This window comes from Achromobacter sp. 01N37 (assembly GCF_056399725.1).
Window position 1 is genome coordinate 115,367 of the sequence record NZ_JBFTRX010000010.1, and the last position, 26,444, is coordinate 141,810.

A 26,444-nucleotide genomic window follows, 5' to 3' on the forward strand; every position below is an offset into this window, starting at 1 on the left:
CGCGCCGCGCTGTCAGCCCTTTCTTTGAGACCATTGAACAGCGCGTTGTTTCACCGACCCAGATTCACCGATGCCTAATATGCTGTTTGCCTGGTCCACAAGGCCAAAGAGACCATGATTCTCCAGACGGAATTTCCCATTGTGGGTATTGGCGCATCCGCCGGCGGTATCGAAGCGCTTGAAGGGTTCTTCCGCGGCGTGCCTCCCGAGCCCGGGCTGGCTTTTGTGGTGCTGACCCACCTGAGTCCCACGCGCGAAAGCCATCTGCCGGAAGTCATTCAGCGATACACGGCAATGACCGTGCAAACCGCCGAGCAAGACATGCCGGTGATGGTCAATAACGTGTACGTGCTGCCCGCCGATGCCGTCATGTCGATTCATGAAGGCCGCCTGCGGCTGCGCAAACGCATGCCCGAGCAACGTGGCCCCCGCCCGATCGACCTGTTTTTTTCATCGCTGGCGCTGGACATCGGCGACTTCGCCGCAGGCGTCGTCCTCTCGGGCGGCGATTCGGACGGCACCCTTGGCATCAAGACGATCAAGGAACACGGCGGCTTGACGCTCGCGCAAGCGCCCGACGGCTTCGGCCCCAGCAGCCCGGAAATGCCGGGCAGCGCCATTGCATCGGGCATGGTGGACTTCATCGTTCCCGCCGATCAAATGGGCGCCAAGCTGATCACCTTCGCGGCAGGGTTGAGCCATCTTGATGACCTGAACGGCGATGACGCCCAAGGCCAGGAGCGCGTGCAGCTCGAAGCCGCCAAGAACGAAATCTATGGCTTGTTGCGCACGCGCATCGGCCACGATTTCAGCGGCTACAAGAGCAAGACGTTCATGCGCCGGGTGCAACGGCGCATGAACGTCAATCAGGTGCCGACGATCAGCGCGTATATCGATTTCCTGAAGCAAGAACCGCAAGAATCGGGCGCCCTGTTTCGCGACTTGCTGATCAGCGTGACCAACTTCTTTCGCGATGCCGACGCCTTCAATGCGTTGCAGAATCTGGTCATTCCTCAATTGCTGGATGGCCGGGGCGCCACGGAAACGGTGCGCGTCTGGGTGCCGGGTTGCGCGACGGGCGAAGAGGTCTATTCCCTGGCCATCTTGTTGCGCGAGCACATGGACACCCTGGCCGTCGTGCCACGCGTGCAACTCTTTGCCACCGATATTGACGACCGGGCGCTGGCCGTTGCCCGCGCCGCGCGCTACCCCGGGGCGCTGCTTGAAGACGTGTCGCCTGAACGGCGCCGCCGCTTTTTCATCGCCGACGGCGACTCATTCGTCGTCAGCAAGCAAATACGCGATCTCTGCATTTTTTCGCCGCATAACGTGCTGCGCGATCCGCCCTTTTCCCGCATCGACCTGGTGTCGTGCCGCAACCTGCTGATCTATTTCGGCGCGGGCATTCAAAAGCAGGTCATTCCGACATTCCATTATTCCCTGCGTCCGGGCGGTTATTTATTCCTGGGCATGTCGGAAAATGTCACGCAATTCAGCGACCTGTTCTCACCCGCAGACAAGAAGCACCGGATTTTTCAGCGCCGACCCGATATCGGCGCTCCGCCCCGACCTTTTATGGCGCTGCCCTCCATGCATAAATCGGACCCGCCTCCAGCTGGCCACCGCCGCACGTCGACGGCGGCATCCGCGTTGCGCCACTCGGTGGACAGCCAGGTGCTGGCGCGGCATGCCCCGCCGCATGTTCTGGTGGATAGCAGCGGTGACATCGTTTATTACTCAGGGCGCACCGGCAAATACCTTGAGGCGGCGGCCGGCGTGCCTACGCGCCAGGTGCTGACTTTGGCGCGCAAGGGGCTGCGTCTGGACCTGCGCACACTATTGACTGAAGCCGCCGACTCCGGCTTGACGGCCATTCGTGAAAACGTTTCCGTCGAGGGCGAAGACGGCCGCGTCCAGCAGGTGACGTTGACCGTGGAGCCGCTGGCCGACCACAAGGAAGGCGAATCGCTCTTCCTGATTCTGTTTACCGATCAAGGGCCGTCGCTGCCCCCCGACGCCGCCGCTGCGCAGACCCAATTCACGCAGGAAGGCGCGGCCAAGCAGATTGAGCTGGAACTGCGCGACACCCGCGAACGGTTGCAGTCCATGATCGAAGAGTACGAAACCGCGCTTGAGGAATTGAAGTCGTCCAACGAAGAGCTGGTGTCCGTGAACGAGGAATTCCAGTCCACCAATGAAGAACTGGAAGCCTCCAAGGAAGAACTGGTATCGCTCAATGAAGAGCTGCACACGGTCAACGCCGAGCTGCACGGCAAGGTCGACGAACTGGACCGCAGCAACAGCGACCTGCACAACCTGTTTGAAAGCACGGCCATCGCGACCCTGTTCCTGGACCGCGACCTGATCATCCGTAGTTTCACGCCGGCCATGGGCGATGTCTTCAACATCCTGCCCACCGACTGCGGCCGCCCGATCACCGACCTGGCCAGCCGCTTTGACCTGCCTTCGTTCGCCAACGATATCGCCCAGGTTTACACCCACTACAAGCCCATCGAACGCCGCATCGCCGGCACCCTGGACGGCAAACACTATCTGCTGCGCCTGGTGCCGTACCGCAGCAGCGACAGCCAGGTCGACGGCGTGGTCGTGACCTTTATCGACATCACCCTCATCACCCGGGCCGAACGACGCCACCGCGTACTGATCTCGGAACTTCAACACCGCACGCGCAATCTGCTGGCGCTGGTGCAAAGCGTGGCGCGGCGCACGCTGGGCGAAGGCGAACCCTTCCAGCGATTCGACACCCGGCTGGCGGCGCTTGGCCGCGTGCAGGGCCTGCTCAGCGAATCCAATGGCGAAAAGATCGAGTTCGGCGGTGTGTTGCGCCGCGAACTTGATGCGCTGGGCAACGAACGTCAGATCACGACGAGCGGGCCCGCGGTGCATATCAGCCCTGAACGTATCCAGACCCTGGCGCTGGCCGTGCACGAGCTGGCCACCAACGCCATCAAATACGGCGCGCTGCGCTATGAATCGGGCAAGCTGGACGTCAAATGGCGCACCGAGCACGGCGACAAGGATAAAGATCACCTGATTCTTGTGTGGACGGAATCCGGTTTGCCCGAGCCCCCCGACGCCACCCGCCGCGGATATGGCCGGGAGCTCATCGAACAGGCGCTGGCGTTTACGCTGCGCGCCAAAACATCAATGGAATTCCGGCAGGATGGCATCACTTGCCGGATCGACATGCCGCTGGAAGCCTGTGATGATGCCGCTGATCACGCCCAGCCTTGAGCGTCAGCCACCTCGGGCGAGCGGGGCGCCGCCGTCAGGCGCTCCGCCATGAAGGCCATGAACTCCCGCGCCAGCGTGGGCAGTGTTCTGCCCTGCAAGGTCAGCATCTGAATGCTACGCTGCCGCATCTCTGGGTTTGTGAACGGCACGCCTGCGAGCTTTTCTCCGCCGCCGTGACCCAGCAGCGTCAGGTAGCCCGATAGCGCCACGATCCGGCTGCCCGGCAACATCGGCAGAAACGCGGCCGAATGGTTCGACACATACGCGGGTTCGATATGCAGGCCCGCGTTCGCACAGGCCGAATCGAAAAGCTGCCGCACCGTCGTGCCGTGGTCGCCCACCGACAAAGGGTATTCCGACAGCTCGCGCATGTTGATGCTGCGCCGGCCCGCCAAGGGATGGTTGCGGCACATGACCGCGTAGACGGGTGCGCGCGTCAGCAGCTCGGTTTTCAGGCGGTCATCTTGCGCCGTGGTGTAGCGCAACGCGATCTGCGACAGGCCTTCCAGGATGTGCCGCGTCACCTCTTCCGGGCGGTCCACATGTAAATGAAAGCGCGCCTCGGGCCGCACGCGCTTGAATTCCGCCATGCTCAGCGGCAGAAAGCGATGGGCGAACCCTTCCGTGCAGGCCAGCCGGATGGTGACGTCGCCCAGATGTCCGCGCTGCCGGATCTGCGTGGTGACGCGGTCGGCCTCCAGCGCCGCCGCGTTCGCGTAAGCCGCCAGTTGCCGGCCGGCTTCGCTGAGTTCCATGCCGCGCGCCTGGCGTTCAAACAGCACGATGCCCAGGCTGTCTTCCAGCTTGGCGATCTGCCGGCTGACGGCGGACGCCGCCACGTGCTGCGCGCTGGCCGCGCCCGCGATGGAGCCGCAGCGCGCTACCTCCAGGAAGTACCTCAAGGCCAAAGAAATCATCACGCCTCCTAAAGATATGCCTTAAAGGCAATGCAAAGATGCTAATTATCTAATTGTGGCATGTCGTGAAGCGTAATAACTTTGTGCATCTTTTGCTATCCAGAGAGCCGCAGTGAATCGCGAACAAGCCGTCCTTCAAGCCGTACAAGCCTATGACAACGGCGCGCTGCTCGCCGCGCTGACGCGACGGGTGGCTTACGCCACGGAAAGCGAAGTGCCCGAACAGGCCCCGGCGCAGCATGCCTATCTGAATGAAGACCTGATCCCGCTGCTGACCGAACTGGGCTTTTCCTGTGAGGTGCATGCCAACCCTGCGGGCGTTGACTTGCCCATCCTGGTGGCGCGCCGCGTTGAGGCCGCCGGCCTGCCGACCGTGCTGATGTACGGCCACGGCGACGTCGTGCGCGGCAACGCCGCCAAATGGGAAGCCGGGCGCGACCCGTGGCGCTTGCAAGTCGAAGGCGACCGCTGGTACGGCCGCGGTACGGCCGACAACAAGGGCCAGCACACGATCAACCTGGAAGCCATGCGCCAAGTGATTGCGGCGCGCGACGGCAAGCTGGGCTTTAACACCACGTGGCTGATCGAAACCGGTGAAGAAGCCGGCTCGCCCGGCCTTGCCGCCTTTTGCGAGGCGCAGCGCGACGCCCTGGCCGCCGATGTGTTCATTGCCAGCGACGGCCCGCGCCTGAACGCCGAACGCCCCACCCTGTTCATGGGGTCACGCGGTGCGGTGAATTTTGAATTGAAGCTGCGTGCACGAGAACGCGGCTATCACTCCGGCAACTGGGGCGGCCTGCTGGCCAACCCGGCCATCATCCTGATGCACGCCATCGGCACCTTGGTGGACGCGAATGGCCGGATCACCGTTCCCGGCTTGCGCCCGCCCCCCATTCCCGGCGCCGTTGCCGGCGCGCTGGCCGACCTGGAAGTGGGCGGCGGCGCGGACGACCCCGAGATCAATGCGTGGTGGGGCGAGCCGGGCCTGTCCGCACCCGAAAAAGTTTTCGGCTGGAACAGCCTGGACGTGCTGACTTTCGGCGCGGGCGACCCCGCCAAACCCGTCAACGCCATTCCGCCCGAAGCCGTGGCCTGGTGCCAACTGCGCTTTGTGGTCGGCACCGACTGGCGCGCGCTGGAAACCCATGTGCGCGAACACCTGCGCCAAGGCGGCTTTGAAGACGTGCAAGTGCGCATCGGCATGCAGGCGGGCGCGACCCGCCTGTCGCCCGACAACGCCTGGGTGCGCTGGGCGGCCACGTCGCTGGAACGCACAACCGGCAAGCGGCCCGCGCTGCTGCCCAATCTGGGCGGCTCGCTGCCCAATGATATTTTTGCCGACCAACTGGGCTTGCCCACCTTGTGGGTGCCGCATTCGTACCCGGCCTGCGCACAGCATGCGCCCAACGAACATTTGCTGGGCAGCGTGGCGCGTGAAGGGCTGGCCATCATGGCCGGCTTGTTCTGGGACTTGGGCGAGCAGGGCTCCACCCTGTGCGCATCCGCCCAGCCTGCCCGCGCTGCCGCCTGAATTGCTTGATCCGATTTCCCCTGACTGACCGAGAGCGTTGCAATGACCGCTAGATTTTGTGCCGCCGTGATGGCGTTCAACCTTGCCGTTGCCGCGTATGCGGGCGATGCGCACGCCGCCTACCCTGAACAGCCGATCAAGATCGTTGTGCCGTTCACCCCGGGCGGCGCGACCGACGCCGTGGCTCGCTTGCTGGCCAACAAGCTGTCGGGCAGCCTGGGGCAATCGGTCATCGTCGAGAACCGCCCGGGCGCGTCTACCGTGATCGGCGCGGATGCCGTGGCGCGCGCCCAGCCTGATGGCTACACGCTGCTGCTGTCGGGCAGCACCACGTACACCGTGCTGCCGGCGCTGAAGGCGTCCCTGCCCTACGACCCGATGCACAGCTACGAACACATCGCCATCGTCGCCATGGCGCCCGTGGTGCTGCTGGCGCAGAACGGCCTGGCGGCCACCACCGTGCAGCAAGCCGCCACGCTGGCCAAACAGCAAAGTGACAAGGGCGGGCTGATGTACGGCACGTTCGGCCCGGGTTCCGCGCCGCACCTGGCCGGTGAAATGTTTGCCGAAGCCGTGGGCGCGAAGATGATGCCGGTGCCTTACAAGGGCAGCGCGCAGCTCATCACCGCGATGATCGGCGGCGAGGTGGCGCTGGGCGTCGACACCGTGTCGTCCGCCGCGCCGCAAGTGCGCGCCGGCAAGGTGCGCGCGCTGGCCGTTACCGGCGAGCATCGCGTGCCGCAACTGCCCGACGTGCCGACCTTTGCCGAAGCCGGCATTCCCGAAGTGTCTTTCGTGGGCTGGTACGCGCTGGCGGCACCTGCCCGCACGCCCGCGCCGGTCGTCGACACGCTGAACCGCGCGGTCGAAAAAATCATGCAAGACCCGCAAGTGCGCAAGGCGGTCACCGACCTGGCGCTGGAGCCCGTGTTCCTGCCGGGCCAGGCGTTCCAGGCGCAGATCGCAAAAGAACTGCGCACCTTCGGCGACGTGGCCAAGCGGGCCGACATCAAGCTGGATTGAAGCTAAGTTCGATTCAACCGCCGGGGCGGCGTCCGCCCCGGCGTTTTGCCGATCAATACTTGTAGCTCACGCCCAGCATGGCGGAGAACGGCGCGCCGTAGTAATTGCTGTAGACGTTCGTGCTGGCGTAGTACTTCTTGTCCAGCACGTTGTTCAGGTTCAGCGTGGCCGACCATTGGCGGTTGAACTGGTAGCGCGCCATCAGGTCCACCAGCGCATAGCTGCTTTGCGACGATTCATACATCACCCGGCCCGGCCCGCGCGCGGCATAGCTGCTGCCGCTTTCCCAGCGCACGCCGCCGCCCACGGTCAGCGCGCTCAGGTCGCCCGGCAGCCGGTACGTGGTGTAGAGCTTCACGCCATGGCGCGGCAAACCCACTTGCGTGATGAAGCCTTGGGGCAGGCGGCGGTCCACATACGCGTAGGACAGCTGCATCTGCCAGCCCGGCGTCAGCTCGCCGCTGAGCTCGGCTTCCACGCCGCGCATCTCGGCGCCGTCCGCCGCCACGTAGGCGTTGTCGCCATTGGGCGCCAGCATGTCGCCGTCCAGCATGGCGTAGTTGTCTTGACGCGTGCGGAACAAGGCCAACGAGCCATTCAAGCGGCCATCCATGAAGGCCGACTTCACCCCGACTTCCACCGTGTTGCCCTTGATGGGCGCCAGCACGCTGCCTGACACGGTCTGCGCCTGTTGCGGCTGGAAGATGCTGGTGTAGCTGGCGTAGACGGAGACGTCGCGGCTCAGGTCGTAAACCACGCCGGCGTACGGCGTATAGACGCCTTGTTCGCGCATGTCGTCCGGGTAAGACGAGCCGTCGTTATAGGCGTAGGACGCTTGCTGGTCCCACCAGGTGACGCGCGAGCCCAGCACCAGCGACAAGGCATCCGTCGGGCGCAGGCGCAGCGCGCCGTAAATCGACGACTGCTTCTCGGTGTAGTAGCGCTTGCCCGTGGTTTGCCAATCGGGTTCGGGCATGTCGCCGTTCCACTGGCGAATATCGGGAATGGCCGGGTTGTAGCCCGGCGCCGTCCACAAGGGGTACATGTCGTAGTCACCCCGGGTGCGCGACGCGTTCACGCCCACCACCAGATCGTGCTGACGGCCAAAGGCGTCGAATGCGCCCGTCAAACTCGCGTCCACGGCGTTCTGGGTTTTGGGGATGGGCCACTTGGCCACCCACACGGATGCGCCCTGCCCTGTTTCCGGGTTGGCCCAGCCGTTGCTGCTGAACCAGCCGTAGGTGCGGTCGTTGTCGTCGCTGGTGCGCGACACGGTCAGCGAGCCCTTCCACAGTGGCGCAAATTCATGGTCCAGCGTGGCGAACACGTTGTAGCGAGTGCGTTCCTGGCGGCTCCAGTTGGTGGCCGAATTGAAGCGCTGCGGGAAATCGGTTTCGGTGCCATCGGCGTAGACGCTGGGAAAGCCGAAGTACGAGCACGCCGTGCACTTCTTGCGCTGGTATTCCGCGCCCAGCGTCAGCATGGTGCGTTCGGCCAGATCCGCTTCGACCACGCCGTACAGCATTTGCGAGTCTTGCTTCACGCGGTCGATGAACGAACCGCCTTCCTGCCACGCGCCGACCAGCCGGCCGCGCAACTTGCCCGACTCGTCCAGCGGGCTGCCCAGATCGAACTCGGTGCGCTTGTAGTCCCAAGAGCCCACGGCAACGCCCACACCGGCCTCGAATTCCCGCGTGGGCCGCTTGCGCACCAGGTTGATCGACGCCGCCGGATTGCCCGCGCCGCTTAGCAGGCCGGTCGAGCCGCGCACGACTTCAATGCGGTCATACAGCGCGGTGTCCAGGCCCAGGGCATTGAAGTCCTTATGGGTAGGCACGCCGTCCACCTGCATGTTGGTGACTTCCATGCCGCGCGCGTACAAGCCCTTTTCGTTGTCGTCGGCCGAGCCTTTTTTCTTGAACGTCAGACCAGGCGTGTTGGCGATAACGTCTTCCAGCGTATTCAGCCCTTGGTCCGTAATGCGCTGGCGCGTCATCACCGATACCGATTGCGGCGTCTCGCGCAGCGTCATCGGCAGCTTGGTGGCCGTGGTCGACAAGCCCACCGTGTACGAGTCCGTGCCTTCGCTGGGGCCGGGTTCGCGCGAGCCCAGCACTTCAACCGGCGCCAGCGTCTGCGCGCCCGCAACGCGCAAGCCGTAATTGTTGCCGCCCTGGCTGACGGCTTCCAGGCCCGTGCCAGACAGCATCGCCGCCAGACCCGAGGCCACGCCGTAATCACCTAGCAGGCCGGGGCTTTGCTTGCCCTGCGTGAGTTGCGCGTCAAACGACAGCACCACGCCGGCCTGCGCCGCAAAGCGGCTAAGCGCCAGGCCCAGCGGGCCGGCCGGCACTTCAAAGCGGCGCGCGGCGTCTGCCGCGGGCGCGGGTTGCGCGGGTTGCGCAAGCGCCTGCGGCGCGGCGGACAGCGCCATCAGCGCAACGAACACGGCGCGCGCAATCGGCGCCAACGCGCCCGGAGGGCAATGGGAGTGTGGGGTGAAAGGCATAAGTGCTCAGGTTTTCCGTGAATCAAATCCGACGTATTCCCTGCTAAGTCGGACGAGATCGGAAAAAGGACAATGCCTGAAGAAAAAAATGAAAATCAATTAGCCACCGCGCGCCACGACCCGCGTGTAGTAGCGGGTGAAGCGCGATACGCGCACCGGCAGCGCGCGTTCCACGGCGGCCAGGGCATGGTCGGTGTCATCAATGGGAAAGGCGCCCGACACGCGCAGCGCCGCGACCGCGGCATCACAGCTCAAGCGGCCGGGGCGGTAGCGGTCAAGATGGCTGACGAAGTCGTCCAGGCGCCAGTTGTCGACGATGAGCAGGCCGCGCGTCCAGGCGTCGGGTTCGCCGGTGATGGCGCCCGCAAAGTGGGCACCTGCCGGTTCCAGCAGGCCTTGTTCGCCCGCGTTCAACGTCAGCGGCGCGCCGCCTGCGGCGGGTTCCAGCACCACGGCGTGTCGCAGCACCGCGACTTGCGTCGCGGCGTCCTGGCGGTTGACGGTGAAGCGGGTGCCCAACGGGCGTACCGTGCCGTGCAACGTAGTCACTCGCAGCGGCGGCAAGCCGCGCGCGGCGTGTTCGGTATCGATCAAAATTTCGCCCGCGTGAACGGTAATGTGACGGCCGCGCGCGTCGATGGCCACGTCCACCGCGCTGGCGCTGTCCAGCCACAGCTGCGTGCCATCGGCCAGCAACAGTTCGCGGCGCTCGCCTGCGCCCATGCGGTAGTCGGCCAAGTAGTTGGCCCATAGCCGCTCGACGGGCATCGTGCGCCACGCCAGCACGCCGCCCGCGCCCAGCAGCGCCACCGCGCCCAAGCCCTTGCGCAATGCCGCGCGGCGGTGGGCAAAGTGACGGTCAGCGCGGCTAAGCGTGTCGGCCGCCAGCCGCGCAGGCGCCGCGCCCAGCGTGCCGCGCAGATGTTCAACCTGACGCCAGACGCGCGCGTGTTCGGGGTCGGCGGCCAGCCAACGGCGGTGCGCCGCCACATCGGCCGCGCTGACGTCGTCTGCGCACAGGCGCGCATACCATTGCGCGGCGGCGGAGATAGCCGGGTTCGCCATGGCCGCCTAGTGCCTTTCCAACGCGTAGACGAGGCAATGCTCCGTCGCGCGCGCCATGTATTTTTTAACGGAGCTGACCGTCACGCCCAGTTGGGCGGCGATATCGGCATAGCTTGCCCCTTCCAACTGAGACATCAGGAACGCGCGCCGCACCTTGTCGCCCAGCCCATGCAGCATGGCGTCTATTTCGCGGATGGTTTCCAGCAGAATGGCCTGCGTCTCGGGAGACATGGCGGTGGCTTCAGGCTGCTGGGCCAGCGTTTCCAGCCACGCGCGCTCAAGCACCTGACGGCGGATGTGATCCACCAGCGTGCGTTGCGCCACCGTCGCCAGAAAACTGCGCGGCTGGCGCACGCCTTGCAGCTGCGCCAGCGACGCAGGCGATGCCAGCAGGCGCAGAAATGTGTCTTGCGCCAGGTCAGCCGCTTCGGCCGGCACGCTCAGGCGACGCAGCAGCCAGCCGCGCAGCCAGCCATGATGGTCGCGATAGAGCAAACCGAGCTCCCGGTGCTCCAGGGATTCCGATGACGACATGGACGTAGCGCGACCGCTTTCTGAATTTTGGAAATGGGAATTGTAATCATTATTGATGATGGCGGGCAATGGAGAATCACCTCCGCCCGCCATCTCCCTTTCCCGCCGGTACGCCTGGCGTACCGGCTCATACCGAGCGCTTGCCGTGGCAGCCGATACCGCGCGTGCCGTGGCGCCCGCCACGGCACGCCGGCGTTGCGCCCTATACCGCGGGCGGCGTCGTCTCGCGTTCAGGATGCCGGTGCTTGGCCAGCGCCTCGATGAACGCCGCCGCGCTCTTTGCCGGCGCGCCGCCTCCCATCAACAGGCCGCCATCGCCTTCGTCCGGGGCAATGCCTGCCGCCCCGAACACCTGCGCGCCCTGCCCCAGGCCCAACAAGGTCTTGCCATGGCGGAAGGCGTCGCGCAGGAACTCCAGCGCACGGCCGTCGGCCTGCAAACGCTTCGCTGCCGCGTCGCCCCCCGGCACCACCGCGCCGTCGAACAGGCCCGACGGGTGATTGTCCAGCGAAGCATCGGCGTCCAGCGCGCTGCCGTCTTCGGCTTGCAGCGGCCCGATACGCTGCCCCACCAGCCGCACCACCACGCCTGCCTTGATCAGCGTTTGCGCCACGGCCGACACCGCCTGGCCATCTACGCCTTCGGCCACCAGGATGGCGACCTTGCGCGTGGCCACGCCGCCGTCCCCCGGCCTGGCCGTCAGCGATAACGTCGGGGACGTTTCCACTTCGGGCTTGGGCGGCTTTGGCATCGCACGGGGCAAGGGCTCGGGCAAAGGCATGCCCAACTGGTCGGCCACGGCCTGCGCCAAGTCGTCCGACACGTTGCGCAGCGACGCCACCATGCGCTGCCGGATGGCCGGCACCGTCAGCTTGCTCAATTCAAAAGCAAACGCGTTGATGATGTGGCGCTGTTCCCAGTCCGTCTGGCTGTTGAAGAACAGCGTGGCCTGGTTGTAATGCTCGGCGAATTTCTCGGGATGGCCGCGCAGCTCGTCGCCGGTTTCAGGTTCGGGGAACGAGACAAAGCCGTCCATGCCCGCCTGGAACGGGCAGCCGCCCCCCAGCGAATTGGGCTCATATGACACGCGGCCACGGTGGATGGCCTGGCGATGCATGCCGTCGCGCTGGTTGTTGTGCACCGGCGCCAGCGGCGCGTTGATGGGAATCTCGTGAAAATTCGGGCCGCCCAGCCGCGAAATCTGCGTGTCCACATACGAATGGATGCGCCCGGCCAGCAGCGGGTCGTTCGTGAAGTCCAGGCCCGGCACGACGTGCGCGGTACAGAACGCCACCTGCTCGGTCTCGGCGAAGAAATTGTCGGGGTTGCGGTCCAGCACCATGCGGCCGATGGGCCGCACCGGCACCAGCTCTTCAGGCACGATCTTGGTGGCGTCCAGCACGTCGAAGCTGAATTTCGCCGCCTCTTCCTCGGTGAAGACCTGCACGCCCAGCTCCCATTCGGGGCCGTTGCCGCCGTCGATGGCTTCCCAGAGGTCGCGGCGGTGGAAGTCGGGGTCGGCCCCCGACACCTTGACGGCCTCGTCCCACACTTGCGAATGCGTGCCCAGCACCGGGTTCCAATGGAACTTCACCAGCCGCGATTCGCCCTGCGCGTTGACGAAGCGGAAGGTATGGACCCCAAAGCCCTGCATCATGCGGTAGCTGCGCGGAATGCCGCGATCAGACATCACCCACATCAGCATGTGCGTGGATTCCGGCATCAGCGACACGAAGTCCCAGAACGTATCGTGCGCCGACGCCGCCTGCGGCATGCCATGGTGCGGCTCGGCCTTCACCGCGTGCACCAGGTCGGGAAACTTCATCGCGTCCTGGATGAAGAAGACGGGGATGTTGTTGCCCACCAGATCCCAGTTGCCCTCGTCGGTGTAGAACTTCACGGCAAAGCCGCGCACGTCGCGCGCCGTGTCCTTCGACCCGCGTTCGCCTGCCACCGTTGAGAAGCGGACGAAAACCGGCGTGCGCTTGCCCTTCTCGGCAAAGAGCGAGGCGGCGGTCAGGTCGGTCAGCGGTTCATAACATTCGAAATAGCCATGCGCGGCAGAACCCCGCGCGTGCACGATGCGCTCGGGAATGCGCTCGTGGTCGAAGTGCGTAATCTTTTCCCGCAGGATGAAATCTTTCAGCAGCGCCGGCCCGCGCAAGCCCGCTTTGAGCGAATGCTGGTTATCGCTGATGGGTACGCCCTGGTTGGTAGTCAGCCGTTGGTCGCTGGCGTCCGACCGCACGCGCGACAAGCGGCCGTCTACGGCGTTGACACCGGGCGCCGCCGCATCAACGGTTTTGCCGGACGCCTCGCTTTCCGACAAGGAACTGGCGCCCACGGAAGCGTCAGCAGCCGGCACGTGCGTACCGGTGTAGGGGCAACGCGCGGCCTCGTCGCCGTATTCGGCGGCCTTGTTGGCGTTGTGCGGGATGGCGCCTGCGGTGGCGCCCACGGCGGCCGCGCGTTTCAACGCGGGGTGGCTGGGCTTGCCAGCCGGGCCGGCAGCGGGGCCGCTGTCGCTATTCATATAGGCGGTGTCCAGCGCGCCAGATGCGCCTTTTCCTGCCGCGCCTTTGTTCTCGGGTTTCTTGCTTGCCATGGAGATCTCCTAGTGGTTCAACATTTTTTCGCGCGATTGCTCGGCTCGCGATGCACCGATGGCGCTCTCCACCTGCTTCACCTCTTCGGGCGGTGGCAGCACGGCGGGCAGGCCCAGCGACTCAATCCATAGTTCCCGCGACCAGCCCTGCGTGTGATACAGGTGGTGGTCTTCATCGACGGCAACGGCGTCATAGGCCTGCTTCAAAATCTTGGCTTCACGGCCCGTTTGCTGATCGGCAATCAGCCCGATCAGCGCCCAGTTGGCGTGGTCCTTGGTTTCGGCCAGCACCACGCATTCGGTCGCGACCAGCTGCGCGGCGTCGGCGTCGCCTGCGTGTATCGCCATCTTCATGGCCTTGACCAGCGAATCGCCCAGGTGACGCACCACGTCCCTGCCCGGCGACGCCGCCGCGGGGTCAAGTCCCAGTTGTTCAAATACGGTCAAAAGCACACGGTGGTGCGTGCGCGTTTCTTCCAGGTATTCCTTCCACTCTTGCTTCAAGTCTGCGTTGACCGCACAGGACAACGCGGTTTCGTAGATCGACAGGCCACCGATCTCGGTCTCGATCGCCTGATAGAGCAGTTCGTGGATCTGCTTGGATTTTCCGGCTTTGGATTTCATGGGGGCTCCTCGTTCTATCGCGTGCTCCACTGCCGCCGCGCTGCGTGGGCAGCCGCTCGGTAGAACCCGCCACCCCAGCAATCGCCATGCCCAGCCGCGCCACGGGCCGCCGGATTTACGCCGCACGACGATGCTTAGCATCGCAACGCTGACCCCATTTCGACTAGAATCGGAACCATTCTCAATAAAAACTCAACGCTGACCGGCTCGCGGCGGCGCCAACAAAAGAGGCCTTTTCTGAAATCCGGTTTCCGCCTATCCATGGCCTGGTTGCACACCTGGGCCGGCCTGTGGTTTTCCTGGCTGCTGTACACGGTGTTCCTCACGGGGTCGCTGGCGATCTTCGCTGAACCCATCACCCACTGGATGACGCCCGAGCACCACGCGGCCGAAGCCTTGGCCGCGCAACAGGAAAGCGCGCCCGTGGACCGCGCGCGCCGCCTGGACCTTGCCGTCGATTACATGCAGCGCCACCACGCGGGCGCCGGCATGTGGGAGGTCTGGCCCGTCAATCGTGGGCACGACAACGGCTTGTCGGTGTATTGGTTCGACAAAAATGGCATGTACGCCGACGCCGAGCTGGACCCCGTCACGGGCGCGGAGCTTGACGATCATCACGACGACGAAGCCCGCGCCACGATGGGCGGCACGCACTTCGTGAACTTCCACTACATGCTGCACGAAAGCCGTTATGGCTTGTGGATCGTGGCGTTCGCCACGATGGCGATGCTGGTGGCGCTGATCTCGGGCATCGTCACCCACAAGCGCATCTTCAAGGACTTCTTCACCTTTCGCGCGAAGAAGGGCCAGCGGTCTTGGCTGGACGCGCACAATGCGGTGGCCGTGTTGACGCTGCCCTTTCAGTTCATGATTGCGTACACCGGCATCGTGATCTCCAGCGCCCAGCTAATGCCCGCCCCTGTGGTGGCGAACTACGGCGGCGGCATGGAGGCCACCCGCCTGTACCTGGCCGAAATGCAGGGCGAGGAAAAGCCCGCCCGCACCGGCCAGCCGCTGGCGGTGCCTGCGCTGGAACCCCTCGTGGCCCAGGCTGAAAAAATGATCGGCCAAACCGCGCGCGCCATCGTCATCAACAACCCCGAAGACGCCGCCATGCGCATCGCCGTCTATGGCTGGAACGAAGACCAAGACACCTTCCACAACATCAGCGCCACAACTGGCATGGCCGAATTTTCGGCCGCCACGGGCGAGCTGATTCGCATGCGCCCGCCGGGCGGCGTCAATGGCGGCGCAGCCACCTTGACGCGCCAGGTGATGGGCGACCTGCACATGGCGCAGTTCGGCGGCTTCGGCGTCAAGTGGCTGTACTTCCTGTGCGGGCTGGCGGGCGCGGCGATGATGGGCACAGGCGCAGTGCTGTTCATGGTGAAGCGGCGCGCCAAGCTGGGCCATGAATTCGGCGCGGCCACGGCGCGCATGTACCGCCTGTTCGAAGGCTTGAACGTGGCGGGGCTGGCCGGTCTGGCGGTGGCCTGTATCGGTTTCTTCTGGGCCAACCGGCTGCTGCCGGTAGCGTTGGAAAACCGCGCGCTCTGGGAATTGCGTTGCTTCTTTGGCTTGTGGGCGTTGATGCTGGCGCACGCCTGGCTGTGCCGCCCGCGCGTGGCCTGGATCACGCAACTGGGCCTGTTGGCCGCGCTGTGCCTGCTGCTGCCGGTGCTGTCCTTGGTGACGCTGGGCGATCACCCCTTTGCGCAGATCGCGCGTGGCGATTGGGAAAGCGCGGGCGTCGAATTGACCGCTGTCGCCTTTGGCGTACTATCCGCCTGGGCGGCGATCCGTTTGTGGAAGAAGCCTCAGTCCGCGCCCGCCCAGCGCACCCCCCGCGCGAACCAAGAGGCAGCGGCATGACCATGAACGACGTATTCGCCATTGTGATGGCATTGCTGCTGACCTACTCCGGCATGGCCTGCCTGAGCCTGGCCATGCCGCGCCATTACGACCAGGTCTGGGGCCGCGACCCCTCCGCCGGCCACACGCGCGTGCTGCGCGGGGCCGGCGTGCTGCTGCTGGCGCTGGCGCTTCTGCCTTGCGTGGGCCTGTGGGGCAACACGGTAGGCGTTGTGGCGTGGCTGGGCTGGCTGTCGGCCGGCGCGCTGATGTGGGTGGGCATGTTGTCGTGGGCGCCCCGCCCCGCCGCCGGCACCGCCGCCTTGGCGGTGGCGATCTCGCTGGCAGGCGTCACCATCGGATTTTGATCGGGCGGGGCGACGCGCCCTGAACCCGGTTTTGCGCAGGCCGGCTCAGCCGGTTTGACCCGCATCAAACTCGGCTGATATCGCGTGCCACCGGCACGCTGACAGCACCATATGTGGTGGTAGAGTTTTCACACCCCACAACATATGGTGTCGAAATGCCTATCCCACACATCCTCAACCGCTCACTGCCCCACACACTGGTGGACGTGGAAAGCGCCATGGAGGAATACCTGGACCAGCGCGACTGGCGCGTCAACGCCAACGCGAATCAGGGCTACAGCCTGGGCGGCCTGATCCTGAACGTGGCGGGCAAAGTCACTGCGAACTACTGGCTGTCGAACGTCTTTACGCCCGAAGCGGGCCAGGCGCACCGCGACGGCGACATCCATATCCATGACCTGGACATGCTCAGCGGCTACTGCGCCGGCTGGTCGTTGCGCCAGTTGCTCACCGAAGGCTTCAACGGCATTCCCGGCAAGGTGGAATCCACGCCGCCCAAACACATGTCGTCGGCCATTGGCCAGATCGTCAACTTCCTGGGCACGCTGCAAAACGAATGGGCGGGCGCGCAAGCCTTCAGCTCGTTCGACACCTACATGGCGCCCTTCATCCGCCGCGACGCCATGACGTACGCGGACGTGAAGCAGGCCATGCAGGAACTGATCTTCAACCTGAACGTGCCCAGCCGCTGGGGCACGCAAACGCCCTTCACCAACCTGACGTTCGACTGGACCTGCCCGGCTGACTTGAAGGAACAGGTGCCTTATGTGGGCGGCGAAGAAATGCCGTTTGCCTACGGCGACCTGCAAGCCGAAATGGACATGATCAACCGGGCCTACATTGAAGTGATGATGGCCGGCGACGCCAAAGGGCGTGTGTTCACCTTCCCCATTCCCACCTACAACATCACGCCGGATTTCAATTGGGACCATCCCAACACCGACCGCCTGTTCGAGATGACGGCGCGCTACGGCCTGCCCTACTTTCAGAACTTCCTGAATTCGGATCTGGAACCGCACATGGTGCGTTCCATGTGCTGCCGCCTGCAACTGGACCTGCGCGAACTGCTCAAGCGCGGCAACGGCCTGTTCGGGTCGGCCGAGCAGACCGGGTCGGTCGGCGTGGTCACGGTGAACTGCGCGCGGCTGGGCTACACGTGCCAAGGGGATGAAGCCCGGCTGATGGCGCGTCTTGACACGCTGTTGGGGCTGGGCCGCGACGTGCTGGAAACCAAACGCCAGGTGGTGCAGCGCTACATCGACCAGGGCCTCTACCCCTACACGCGCCGCTATCTGGGCACGCTGCGCAATCACTTCAGCACGCTGGGCGTGAACGGCATCAACGAGATGATCCGCAACTTTACCCACGATGCCGACGACGTCACCACGCCCGCCGGCCATGCGCTGGCCGTGCGGCTGCTGGACCGCGTGCGCGACCGCATGACGGAATTCCAGGAGCAGACGGGCCACCTCTACAACCTGGAAGCCACGCCCGCCGAAGGCACCACGTACCGTTTCGCGCGCGAAGACCGAAAGCGCTTTCCCGGCATTCTGCAAGCGGGCAGCGACGCGCAGCCCTACTACACGAATTCCAGCCAGTTGCCGGTGGGCCATACCGACGACCCCTTCCATGCGCTGGCATTGCAGGAAACGCTGCAAAGCAAGTACACGGGCGGCACCGTGCTGCATCTGTACATGAACGAAGCCGTGTCATCAGCCGACGCGTGCAAGCAGCTGGTGCGGCGCGCCCTGACTAACTTCCGGCTGCCCTACATCACGGTCACGCCCACGTTTTCGATCTGCCCGAACCACGGCTATCTGGCCGGGCACCACGAGTTCTGCCCCAAATGCGACGCCGAACTTTTGGCCAAGCAAACCGCGTGCTGCGCCCCGGCCTAGCGCGCGCCCACCGCCGGGCACAAGCCCGGCCTTTTCAGGAGCCACTCCATGCAAACCTTGACGGACCCCGTCGCGGCCATCGCCGCCCCCGCCCCGCAACTAGACGACAGCCAGCGCGTGCGCTGCGAAGTCTGGACCCGCGTGATGGGTTACCACCGCCCCGTTTCTTCCTTCAACACCGGCAAACAAGGCGAATTCAATGAACGCCGCTTCTTCGTCGAGCAGCGCGCCTGAAGGCGCACCCCTGCACGCAAATGCTGAAGCCGGGACGCGCAGGCTGGCCGCAAGGCCGGCCTACGCCGCGCCGCCCCAGCCTGTTGCCCAGCCCCTGCCCCGGCATTCGCCGGCCATCGGCGGGCTGGTTCCTTTTTCCACGGTGGACTGGCCTGGCCAGTTAGCCGCCGTCGTCTTCATCTCTGGCTGCCCGTGGCGATGCCACTACTGCCACAACACCGAACTGCAAACGCGCACCGCCCGTTACGACTGGCGCGAGACCCGGGCCTTTCTGGAGACACGGCGCGGCTTATTGGATGCCGTGGTGTTCTCGGGCGGTGAGCCGCTGAGCGAGCCGCGCCTGCCGTCACTGATCCGTGATGTGCGGTGCATGGGGTATCGGGTCGGGCTGCACACGGCGGGCATTTATCCGCTGCGGCTGGCCGACGTGCTGCGCCATCTGGATTGGGTGGGGCTGGACATCAAGGCCGATGCAGAAGGCTATGACGACATCACGGGGCGCCGGGATTCCCAACGCCCCGCGCTCGCCTGCCTGACGCAGCTGCTGTCGGCCGGTACGGATTTCGAATGCCGCATCACCTGGCATCCAGACTGGTTGAGCGAAACGCGGCTGCTGGGCTTGGCCCGCGAACTCGCGCGCCGTGGCGTCAAGCGCTTTGCCGTGCAAGGCGCGCGCAGCTCACCCGGCACGCCGCCGGGCCGCGCGCTGGGCACCCAGGCGCAAGCGCAGATGGCGCAGTGGTTCAAGGAGTTTGCGTATCGCTAGCGCGCCCTGATGGTTACTTCAACGCCGCTTCACTGTGCCGCTTCAATGTGCCGCTTCAATGTGCCGCTTCATCGGCGTGCCAGGGCCGCTTCCAGCGTCTCTTTGAAACGCGGCGACCCGATCGCCCCCACGTTGCAGCGCGACCAGGGCGACACGGCGGTCGGGTCCACGCTGAACACGCGCCCCGGCGCCATGATGACCTTCTTCGGCATCAGCTCGGCCGCCAGCGTCAGCGAATCTGGCACGCCCGGAAACGCCGTCCACAGGTACATCGAACTGGTTGGCCGCGCAAACACCTCGGCGCCCAGCGAGTCCAGCACCTGCAAGGCGTGGCCCGTGGCGGCTTCCAGGCGTTGGCGCAGCCGCGCCAGATGACGCTCGTAATGGCCGTCGCGCAGCATCACGTCCACCATGCGTTCGCAATATTCCGAACTGCTGACGTGCACCAACGCCTTCAAGTCGGCCAGGTCACTGGCCAACGCGGCGTTGCACGCAATGAACCCCACGCGCAGCGCGGCTGAAAACGATTTTGAAAAACTGCCGATATAGATCGTGCGTTCCAGCTGGTCCAACGCCGACAGCCGCACGGCAGACGTCGGTTTGAAATCCGCCAGCGCATCGTTTTCCACGATCATCAGGTTGTAGCGTTCGGACAGCTGCAAGACCTTGTACGCCTTCGCCAGCGAGATATCCGACCCCGTCGGGTTGTGCGCCAACGACTGCGTGAAAAACAAGCGCGGTTTCTCGCGCTGCAACAAGGCTTCCAGCGCGGCTACGTCAGGGCCATCTGATAAGCGCGGCACGCCCAGCATGCGCACGCCCGCCAGCTTCAGCTTGCCAAACAGCGGGTAGTAGCCGGGGTTGTCGACCAGCACGGTTGCGCCCGGCGGCACGAAATAGCGAATCACCAAGTCCATGGCTTCGTTCGCGCCATGCGTCAGCACCAGTTGGCGCGGCGCCACGTTCACGCCCACATCGCCCAGCTTGCGCACCAGGCTTTCGCGCAGCGGCGCGTAGCCAAAACGGCTGCCGTAGCGGAACAAGGCGCCCAACCCGGTACGCACCACCTTCTGGTGATAGCGGTCCATGCGCATGTCGGCCAGCCATTCCACGGGCGGAAAGCCATCGCCCGCCTGCACGGCGTCGGGCTGCGTCTTGAGCTGTTCGCGCATCAGCCAGACGATGTCCATGGCGCGGCTCAGTTGGCCGGGCTCTTCGTCGGCCGCCTTGCGCGCAAAGTCGCCATCCAGCACGAAGAAGCCGGAACCCCGGCGGGGTTCCACCAGCCCGCGCGCCACCAGCATTTCAAACGCCACCACCACCGTGTTCTTGGCGTAGCGATGCAACTGGGACAGTTCGCGCAACGAAGGCAGCTTGTCGCCCGGCCGGTAAACGCCGTCGGCGATTTGCTGGCCAATCAGCTTGGCCAGGCTTTCCGCGATGGGGGCCGCACGCGGCCGTGGGCCCGAATTGCCGGGGTGTTTAAGGTCGTCCATGCCGAGTGTTCTGCGTGATGGGCCGTCGTCGCGCATGACGGCCAGGGCGTAAAAATTGGTGCAGTGCGATGGTACTGTTTGCCAAAACTGTACCTCTCAATGGCGGTACAGTTTACCTAGAATCTGGCCACACATTCTTATACGGAGACCTGCCATCGTGGCCGATTCACGCCTGCCCAATTTCCGCGCGCTGACCCCTGCGCAACGCCTGGCCGCCATTGCGGACGCCGCCTCGCTCACCCCCGAAGAACGGCAACTGCTGGCCCACCCCGGCGCGCTGGGCCTGGACCGCGCCGATGGCATGATCGAAAACGTCATCGGCGCATTCGAGCTGCCGCTGGGCGTGGCCGGCAACTTCCAGGTCAATGGCCGCGATGTGCTGGTGCCGATGGCGGTGGAAGAACCGTCGGTCGTGGCCGCGGCGTCGTACATGGCCAAGCTGGCGCGCGAATGCGGCGGCTTTGAAACGTCGAGCACCCGGCCGCTGATGCGCGCCCAGGTGCAAGTGCTGGGCCTGACCGACCCGCAAGGCGCACGGCTGGCGYTGCTGCGCGAACGCGAGCGCATCGTGACGCTGGCCAACAGCCGCGACAAAGTGCTGATTGAACTGGGCGGTGGCTGCCAGGACATCGAGGTCCACGTGTTCCCCGACACGCCGCGCGGCCCGATGATCGTGATGCACCTGATCGTGGACGTGCGCGACGCCATGGGCGCCAACACCGTCAACACCATGGCCGAGGCCGTGGCGCCGCTGGTCGAAACCATTACGGGCGGCTCGGTGCGCCTGCGCATCCTGTCCAACCTGGCCGACCTGCGGCTGGCGCGCGCCCGCGTGCGCCTGACCCCGCAAGTGCTGGACACCAAGGAGCGCAGCGGCGCCGAGATCATCGAAGGCGTGCTGGACGCCTACACCTTCGCCGCCGTCGACCCCTACCGCGCCGCGACGCACAACAAAGGCATCATGAACGGCATCGACCCGGTCATCGTCGCCACCGGCAATGACTGGCGCGCGGTGGAAGCCGGCGCGCACGCCTACGCCGCCCGCTCGGGCCGCTACACGTCGCTGACGCAATGGGAAAAGGACACGTCGGGCGCGCTGGTTGGCACCATCGAAATGCCCATGCCCGTGGGCCTGGTGGGCGGCGCCACCAAAACGCATCCGCTGGCGCGCGTGGCCTTGAAGATCATGGACGTGCGCTCCGCCCAAGAGCTGGGCGAAGTGGCGGTGGCGGTCGGCTTGGCGCAGAATCTGGGCGCGCTGCGCGCCCTGGCCACCGAAGGCATCCAACGCGGCCACATGGCGCTGCACGCCCGCAACATTGCGCTGGTGGCAGGCGCCGTGGGCGCCGAGATTGATGCCGTCGCCAAACGCATGGCCGAAGAAAAGGACGTGCGCACCGACCGCGCGCTGGCCTTGCTGGAGGAATTGCGCAAGCGATAACGCCCGGCCAGCACAGGCCACCCAGCATGCCCCCATAAGAACAGAGGCGGCGCACGGTAACGCCGGCGCCGCCCAACCCAACGGAGAGAGACATGGAACCAAAATCCCCGGCGCCGTCCTGGCGCCTGGCCGAGGTATGGAGCGACACCGTAGACCTGCGCCAGCTGGCCTGGGCCATCGGCATCGGCATCACCATCAGCGTGGCGGGCTTCTACGCCGCCAGCCGCTGGTTGCGCGGCATGGTGGCGTCGCCGGAACTGGCGCACGCCTACGCGATGCTGGCCGGGCTGGCAGGCTGCGTGATTGCAGGCGTGATCTGCGCGCGCCTGTTCCCGCCCAAACGCGAAGTCATCGAACACACGTCCACGCATGACCCGGCCTGGCGCGCCGAAGTGCTGGCTGAATTGGCCGAGCAACCTGGCGGTTTGGGCACCTTGGCGGACCTGCCGGAAGCCGTGGTGCGTGAACTGAAGGAACTGGATCTGTACGACCTGTTCACCGAGCCTGCGGCAAAAGCGGCTGACTCGGCCACCGCCACCGCCAACACTCTGCCGAAAGGCGCATCCAAGGAGGCGCTGGCATGAGCGACCCGATCCTGCTTGAACAAATCATGGTGGCCGCCGCCATGGGCCTGCTGGGCGCCGTGGTGTTCGCCGCCATTGGCCTGGTGTCCGGCACCGATGAAACCACCACGCTTGCGCCGCTGACCTTGCTGGTCGTGCTGCTGGGCGTGCCGCCCGCCGGCGTATTCACGTTCTTCTTGGCGGGCGCCGTCGCCAAACACATGACGCACGCGGTGCCAACGGCCTTGCTCGGCATTCCCGGCGACACGCTGGCCACCCCCTTGCTGCAAGACGCGAATATGTTGCGCAAGCTGGGCGTGCCGCACATCGCGCTGCGCAAGATGGTGTCGGGCGCCATCGTCGCCGCCTTTGTCGCGGTGCCGCTGGCCGTGCTGTTCGCCGTGCTGCTGGCGCCGTTTGGCGCGGCCATCACCAAGTCTGCGCCGTGGATTTTCCTGGCCGCCGCCGTGTTGATCGCCTACTTTTCCGCAGGACGCTGGGCCGCCGTGGCGCTGCTGGTGCCGTTCGTGGTGGTGATCATCGCGCTGCAAAGCCTGACCGCCAAGTACGGCGTCAAGCTCAGCATCAGCTACTTCCTGGGCATCGCCATCGGGCCGCTGATTGCCGATCTGTTCACCGTGATCTCGCCCATGGGCCGCGCGAAGATGATGCGCGAAAAGGTCCGCACGTTCTCGCTGGCGCCCGACGTCAAGGGCTGGTCGGGCTATTTCCCGAACCCGCTGAAGGTCATGGACCGCACGCAGACCCGCTGGACGCTGGCCACCGCCGCCATCTCCAGCGCCACCTTCGTGTTCAGTCCCGTCGCCATGACGGTAGTGCTGGGCGAGCTGGTGGGCTCGCGCATCAAGCACGCGTATCACCGGCTGACGACGGTGCTGTCGGCGCGCAATGGCGTCACCGAAGCCACGTACATCGCCGAAGCGCTCATCCCGTTGATCGCATTCGGCCTGCCGCTCAGCCCCGTGGCCGCCGGCCCCGCCGCACCGCTGTTCAACGCGCCGCCGCGCTTTACGGTTGATGCCGCCACCGGCGAAACCCACAACCTGCACAACCTGCTGAACCACTGGGAATTCCTGGGTTACGGCATGTTGGCGGTGCTGCTGGCCGCGGTGGTTTCCTACCCCTTCGCCATGAACTTCGCACGCCGCGCCGCGTTGTTCGTGTCGCGCAAGGTCAGCCACGAAGCCATCATCGCCACGTTCGTCGGCCTGATCATCGTGATCAGCATCTGGGAAGGCCAGTTCCTGGGCCTGCTCGTGATCCTGACGATGGGTCTGTTCGGCGGCTTGTTGTCGCGCTTGTTCGGCTTCAACACGGGCGTGCAGTTCATGGGCTACTACACGGCGGTGCTGTCGGTGCCGGCCATTGTGAAGCTGATGGCCTGACGGTTTGCGCCCGCTTGGCATGCAAGGGCCGCCCGCGAATCGGGCGGCCCATTTTTTTGCCGGGGCGGCCCTTTTTGCCGGGGCTGCCCTTGTGCCGGGGCGGCCCTTTTTTCGCCGGGGCGCCCCTTTTTGCCGGGGCCCCGTCCGTCATCTACGCCGCCGTCTGGATATTGGCTTCGCGGATCAGCCGTGCCCACTTCTGTTGTTCGTCCCGGATGTATTGCTGCGCGGCCTGGGGCGATCCGCCCATCGGCTTGCTGCCTTCCGCCGTGAACATGGCGATGGTGGCCGGGTCCGCCAGCACTTTTTCAACGACGCCGTTGACCGTATCAATGATCTCGGGCGGCGTGCCGGCCGGGGCCACCAGCGCCTTCCAGTCCACGGCCTCGAAGCCATCGAACCCGGATTCCGCCACGGTCGGCACGTCGGGCAGGATCGACAGGCGTTCGCGGGAAGTGACGGCCAAGGGGCGCAGCACCTTGCCTTTCAGCATTTCCTGCGCGGCCTGCGGCGTGGCGAACATGTAGTCGGTGTTCTCGCCCAACAGGTCGTTCAACGCGGGCGCCGCGCCCCGGTACGGCACGTTCAGCACCTGAAACTTGGCTTGATACGCCAACAGCTCGCCCGCCAGATGGCCCACGGTGCCGGACCCGGCCAGCGCCTGCTTGATGGCGCCGGGCTGCGCGCGCGCTTCCTTGACCAGATCGGCCAGCGTGTTCCAGCGCGCGTTGGCCTTGACGACCAGCACCACGGGCAGCGACGCCACCATGGCGACGGCCGCGAAATCCTTGGTGGCATCAAACGGCATCTTGGGCATCAGCGCCGGGTTGATCGCCAGGTTGGCGGTTTGGCCCAGGCCCAGCATGAAGCCGTCCGGGCGCGTCTTGGCCACGGTATCCAGGCCGATGTTTCCGCCCGCGCCGGGGCGGTTTTCCACCACCACAGACCACCCGGCGGCCCCGGTGATCTTGGCCGCAATCGCGCGCGCCACCGAATCGGTGCCGCCGCCCGGCGTGTACGGAACAATCAGCCGGATGGGCCGGCCGTCCGGATAGGCGGACGCGGCATGCAGCCGCAACGGCAACGCGGCCGCGCAAAGCGTGGCGCCCAAAAACGAGCGTCGGGTCAGCGTGATCATGATGGTTGGTCTCCTTCTGTTATGCGCCTTGCCTTCAAGGCCGCGATCTCGTCGTCGCGATAGCCGACCGCCCGCAAGAGCGCGTCGGTGTGTTCGCCCACAGCCGGCGGCTGCAAGCGGATGGGGGGTTGCTGCCCGTCCAGCGTCAAGGGGGCCAGCGGCACGAAGCTCTCGCGCCCGTCGGGCAGCGTGATCGGGGCCAGCCCACCGGTGGCTTTCAGATGCGGGTCGTCAAACAGCTGTTCGGGACGGGTGATGGGCGCAAAGGGCAAGCCTTCTTCTTCGAACCGCGCGGCAAGCGCCGCCGCGGGGTAATCCGCCAGATGGGAACGCAGCAGCGGCATCAGCCACTCGCGCGCCTGCACCCGGTCGTTGTTGGTCTTCAGCCGCGTATCCGCCAGCCATTCCTGCAAGCCGAAAGCGCGGCAGAAGATGTCCCACTGCTTGTCGCTGACAACAGCCAGGAAGATCTGCTCGCCATCCTTCACGGTGAACACGTCGTACACCGCCCAAGCCGATATGCGGCTGGGCATCGGCGCGGGCGCCTTGCCCGTCATCGCGTACTGCATCATGTGCTGGCCGACCAGGAACACGTTGTTCTCGAACAGCGAGGCCTGCACTTCCGTGCCGACGCCCGTGTGTTCGCGTTGCGCCAGCGCCGCCATCGCGCCCATCGCCCCGAACATGCCGCCCATGATGTCGTTCACGCTGGAACCCGCGCGCAGCGGGTCGCCTGACCGGCCCGTCATATAGGCCAGCCCGCCCATCATCTGCACGACTTCGTCCAGCGCGGTGCGGTTGTCATACGGGCCGGGCAAAAAACCCTTGTGGCTGACGTAGATCAGCCGGGGGTTGCGGGCTTTCAGCGCCGCATAGCCCAAGCCCAGCTTGTCCATGACGCCCGACTTGAAATTCTCACTGACGACGTCGGCGGTATCGATCAGCCGCCGCGCGGCTTCAACGCCTTCGGGCTGCTTCAGGTCCAGCGCGATGCTCTTCTTGTTGCGGTTGAACATGGGGAAAAACCCCGCGCCCGACCCCAGCAGGCGGCGCGTGGTGTCGCCGCCTATCGGTTCCACCTTGATCACTTCCGCGCCCAGGTCCGCAAGCAGCATGCCGCACGTGGGCCCCATCACCATGTGGGTGAACTCGACGACGCGGATGCCTTCATACGGAAGGCGGGACGTTGCACGGCTAGTCATGGGTAATGCACCTTGATT

The 26,444-nt window shown here is 65.4% G+C and carries 19 protein-coding genes and 1 pseudogene; 11 read left to right on the forward strand and 9 right to left on the reverse strand.

All coding sequences use genetic code 11. The annotated features are described in order from the left end of the window. Positions 1-114: 114 nt before the first annotated feature. Entirely contained in the window at positions 115-3,255 is a 3,141-nt protein-coding gene (locus AC1DSJ_RS20630) for a CheR family methyltransferase (protein ID WP_441372031.1), read from the forward strand. Here AC1DSJ_RS20630 and AC1DSJ_RS20635 read toward each other — a convergent pair. Next, entirely contained in the window at positions 3,240-4,172 is a 933-nt protein-coding gene (locus AC1DSJ_RS20635) for a LysR family transcriptional regulator (protein WP_342065682.1), read from the reverse strand. The genes AC1DSJ_RS20630 and AC1DSJ_RS20635 overlap by 16 nt on opposite strands. Before the next feature lie 112 nt (positions 4,173-4,284). Here AC1DSJ_RS20635 and AC1DSJ_RS20640 point away from each other — a divergent pair, with 112 nt between their 5' ends. Together AC1DSJ_RS20640 and AC1DSJ_RS20645 are read left to right on the forward strand one after the other, a co-directional pair. Further along, positions 4,285-5,703, forward strand: coding sequence for a M20 family metallopeptidase (locus AC1DSJ_RS20640; protein WP_054427974.1), 1,419 nt, complete (start codon positions 4,285-4,287; stop codon positions 5,701-5,703). 42 nt (positions 5,704-5,745) lie between these two features. Further along, positions 5,746-6,726 (forward strand): Bug family tripartite tricarboxylate transporter substrate binding protein, encoded by a 981-nt coding sequence (locus tag AC1DSJ_RS20645; protein ID WP_175168548.1) that lies wholly within the window; start codon positions 5,746-5,748, stop codon positions 6,724-6,726. A 52-nt stretch (positions 6,727-6,778) separates the two neighbouring features. Here AC1DSJ_RS20645 and AC1DSJ_RS20650 read toward each other — a convergent pair whose 3' ends face one another. From AC1DSJ_RS20650 to AC1DSJ_RS20670, 5 genes are all read right to left on the reverse strand, one after another. Continuing rightward, a complete protein-coding gene (locus tag AC1DSJ_RS20650) occupies positions 6,779-9,235 on the reverse strand; it encodes a TonB-dependent siderophore receptor (RefSeq protein ID WP_441372032.1) in 2,457 nt (818 codons plus the stop codon). Between the two features lie 99 nt (positions 9,236-9,334). After that, positions 9,335-10,300, reverse strand: coding sequence for a FecR domain-containing protein (locus AC1DSJ_RS20655; protein WP_441372033.1), 966 nt, complete (start codon positions 10,298-10,300; stop codon positions 9,335-9,337). A 6-nt stretch (positions 10,301-10,306) separates the two neighbouring features. After that, positions 10,307-10,834 (reverse strand): sigma-70 family RNA polymerase sigma factor, encoded by a 528-nt coding sequence (locus AC1DSJ_RS20660; RefSeq protein WP_054428058.1) that lies wholly within the window; start codon positions 10,832-10,834, stop codon positions 10,307-10,309. Between the two features lie 202 nt (positions 10,835-11,036). Continuing rightward, positions 11,037-13,439, reverse strand: coding sequence for a catalase (locus AC1DSJ_RS20665; protein WP_054427978.1), 2,403 nt, complete (start codon positions 13,437-13,439; stop codon positions 11,037-11,039). A 9-nt stretch (positions 13,440-13,448) separates the two neighbouring features. After that, the gene (locus AC1DSJ_RS20670; protein WP_054427979.1) at positions 13,449-14,063 is read right to left on the reverse strand and encodes a ferritin family protein; all 615 of its coding nucleotides are present in this window, start codon (positions 14,061-14,063) and stop codon (positions 13,449-13,451) included. A gap of 261 nt (positions 14,064-14,324) precedes the next feature. Here AC1DSJ_RS20670 and AC1DSJ_RS20675 point away from each other — a divergent pair, with 261 nt between their 5' ends. The 5 genes and pseudogenes from AC1DSJ_RS20675 to AC1DSJ_RS20695 all read left to right on the forward strand — a co-directional run bounded on the left by AC1DSJ_RS20675 (position 14,325) and on the right by AC1DSJ_RS20695 (position 19,180). Then, positions 14,325-15,935, forward strand: coding sequence for a PepSY-associated TM helix domain-containing protein (locus AC1DSJ_RS20675; RefSeq protein WP_082387321.1), 1,611 nt, complete (start codon positions 14,325-14,327; stop codon positions 15,933-15,935). Further along, positions 15,932-16,282: a DUF3325 domain-containing protein gene (locus tag AC1DSJ_RS20680; RefSeq protein WP_054427981.1), complete on the forward strand. Its 351-nt coding sequence runs from the start codon at positions 15,932-15,934 to the stop codon at positions 16,280-16,282. The genes AC1DSJ_RS20675 and AC1DSJ_RS20680 overlap by 4 nt, the downstream gene beginning before the upstream one ends. A gap of 179 nt (positions 16,283-16,461) precedes the next feature. Next, positions 16,462-18,180 (forward strand): annotated as a pseudogene (locus tag AC1DSJ_RS20685) (ribonucleoside triphosphate reductase); the annotation flags it as partial. 48 nt (positions 18,181-18,228) lie between these two features. After that, positions 18,229-18,414 (forward strand): anaerobic ribonucleoside-triphosphate reductase, encoded by a 186-nt coding sequence (gene nrdD / locus AC1DSJ_RS20690; protein ID WP_054427983.1) that lies wholly within the window; start codon positions 18,229-18,231, stop codon positions 18,412-18,414. Beyond that, complete coding sequence (locus AC1DSJ_RS20695; RefSeq protein WP_441372034.1) at positions 18,380-19,180, forward strand: anaerobic ribonucleoside-triphosphate reductase activating protein; 801 nt, start codon at positions 18,380-18,382, stop codon at positions 19,178-19,180. The genes nrdD and AC1DSJ_RS20695 overlap by 35 nt, the downstream gene beginning before the upstream one ends. A gap of 68 nt (positions 19,181-19,248) precedes the next feature. Here AC1DSJ_RS20695 and AC1DSJ_RS20700 read toward each other — a convergent pair whose 3' ends face one another. Beyond that, on the reverse strand, positions 19,249-20,676 hold the full coding sequence (locus AC1DSJ_RS20700) for an aminotransferase-like domain-containing protein (RefSeq protein ID WP_441372035.1): 1,428 nt from the start codon (positions 20,674-20,676) through the stop codon (positions 19,249-19,251). A gap of 154 nt (positions 20,677-20,830) precedes the next feature. Between AC1DSJ_RS20700 and AC1DSJ_RS20705 the strand changes: the two genes are divergently transcribed. The 3 genes from AC1DSJ_RS20705 (at position 20,831) to AC1DSJ_RS20715 (ending at position 24,086) form a co-directional block, all read left to right on the forward strand. Further along, positions 20,831-22,117 carry a hydroxymethylglutaryl-CoA reductase, degradative gene (locus tag AC1DSJ_RS20705; RefSeq protein WP_054428060.1) on the forward strand — a complete coding sequence of 429 codons (1,287 nt, stop codon included), beginning with the start codon at positions 20,831-20,833 and terminating at the stop codon, positions 22,115-22,117. A 92-nt stretch (positions 22,118-22,209) separates the two neighbouring features. Further along, complete coding sequence (locus AC1DSJ_RS20710) at positions 22,210-22,701, forward strand: hypothetical protein (RefSeq protein ID WP_441372036.1); 492 nt, start codon at positions 22,210-22,212, stop codon at positions 22,699-22,701. After that, a complete protein-coding gene (locus AC1DSJ_RS20715) occupies positions 22,698-24,086 on the forward strand; it encodes a tripartite tricarboxylate transporter permease (RefSeq protein ID WP_054427986.1) in 1,389 nt (462 codons plus the stop codon). The genes AC1DSJ_RS20710 and AC1DSJ_RS20715 overlap by 4 nt, the downstream gene beginning before the upstream one ends. A 151-nt stretch (positions 24,087-24,237) precedes the next feature. On the opposite strand, the gene AC1DSJ_RS20720 is transcribed toward AC1DSJ_RS20715, so the two are convergent. Together AC1DSJ_RS20720 and AC1DSJ_RS20725 are read right to left on the reverse strand one after the other, a co-directional pair. Then, on the reverse strand, positions 24,238-25,224 hold the full coding sequence (locus AC1DSJ_RS20720) for a Bug family tripartite tricarboxylate transporter substrate binding protein (protein WP_054427987.1): 987 nt from the start codon (positions 25,222-25,224) through the stop codon (positions 24,238-24,240). Next, positions 25,221-26,426, reverse strand: coding sequence for a CaiB/BaiF CoA transferase family protein (locus tag AC1DSJ_RS20725; protein ID WP_427946557.1), 1,206 nt, complete (start codon positions 26,424-26,426; stop codon positions 25,221-25,223). Before AC1DSJ_RS20725 ends, AC1DSJ_RS20720 begins: the two co-directional genes overlap by 4 nt. Between the last annotated feature and the right edge of the window lie 18 nt (positions 26,427-26,444).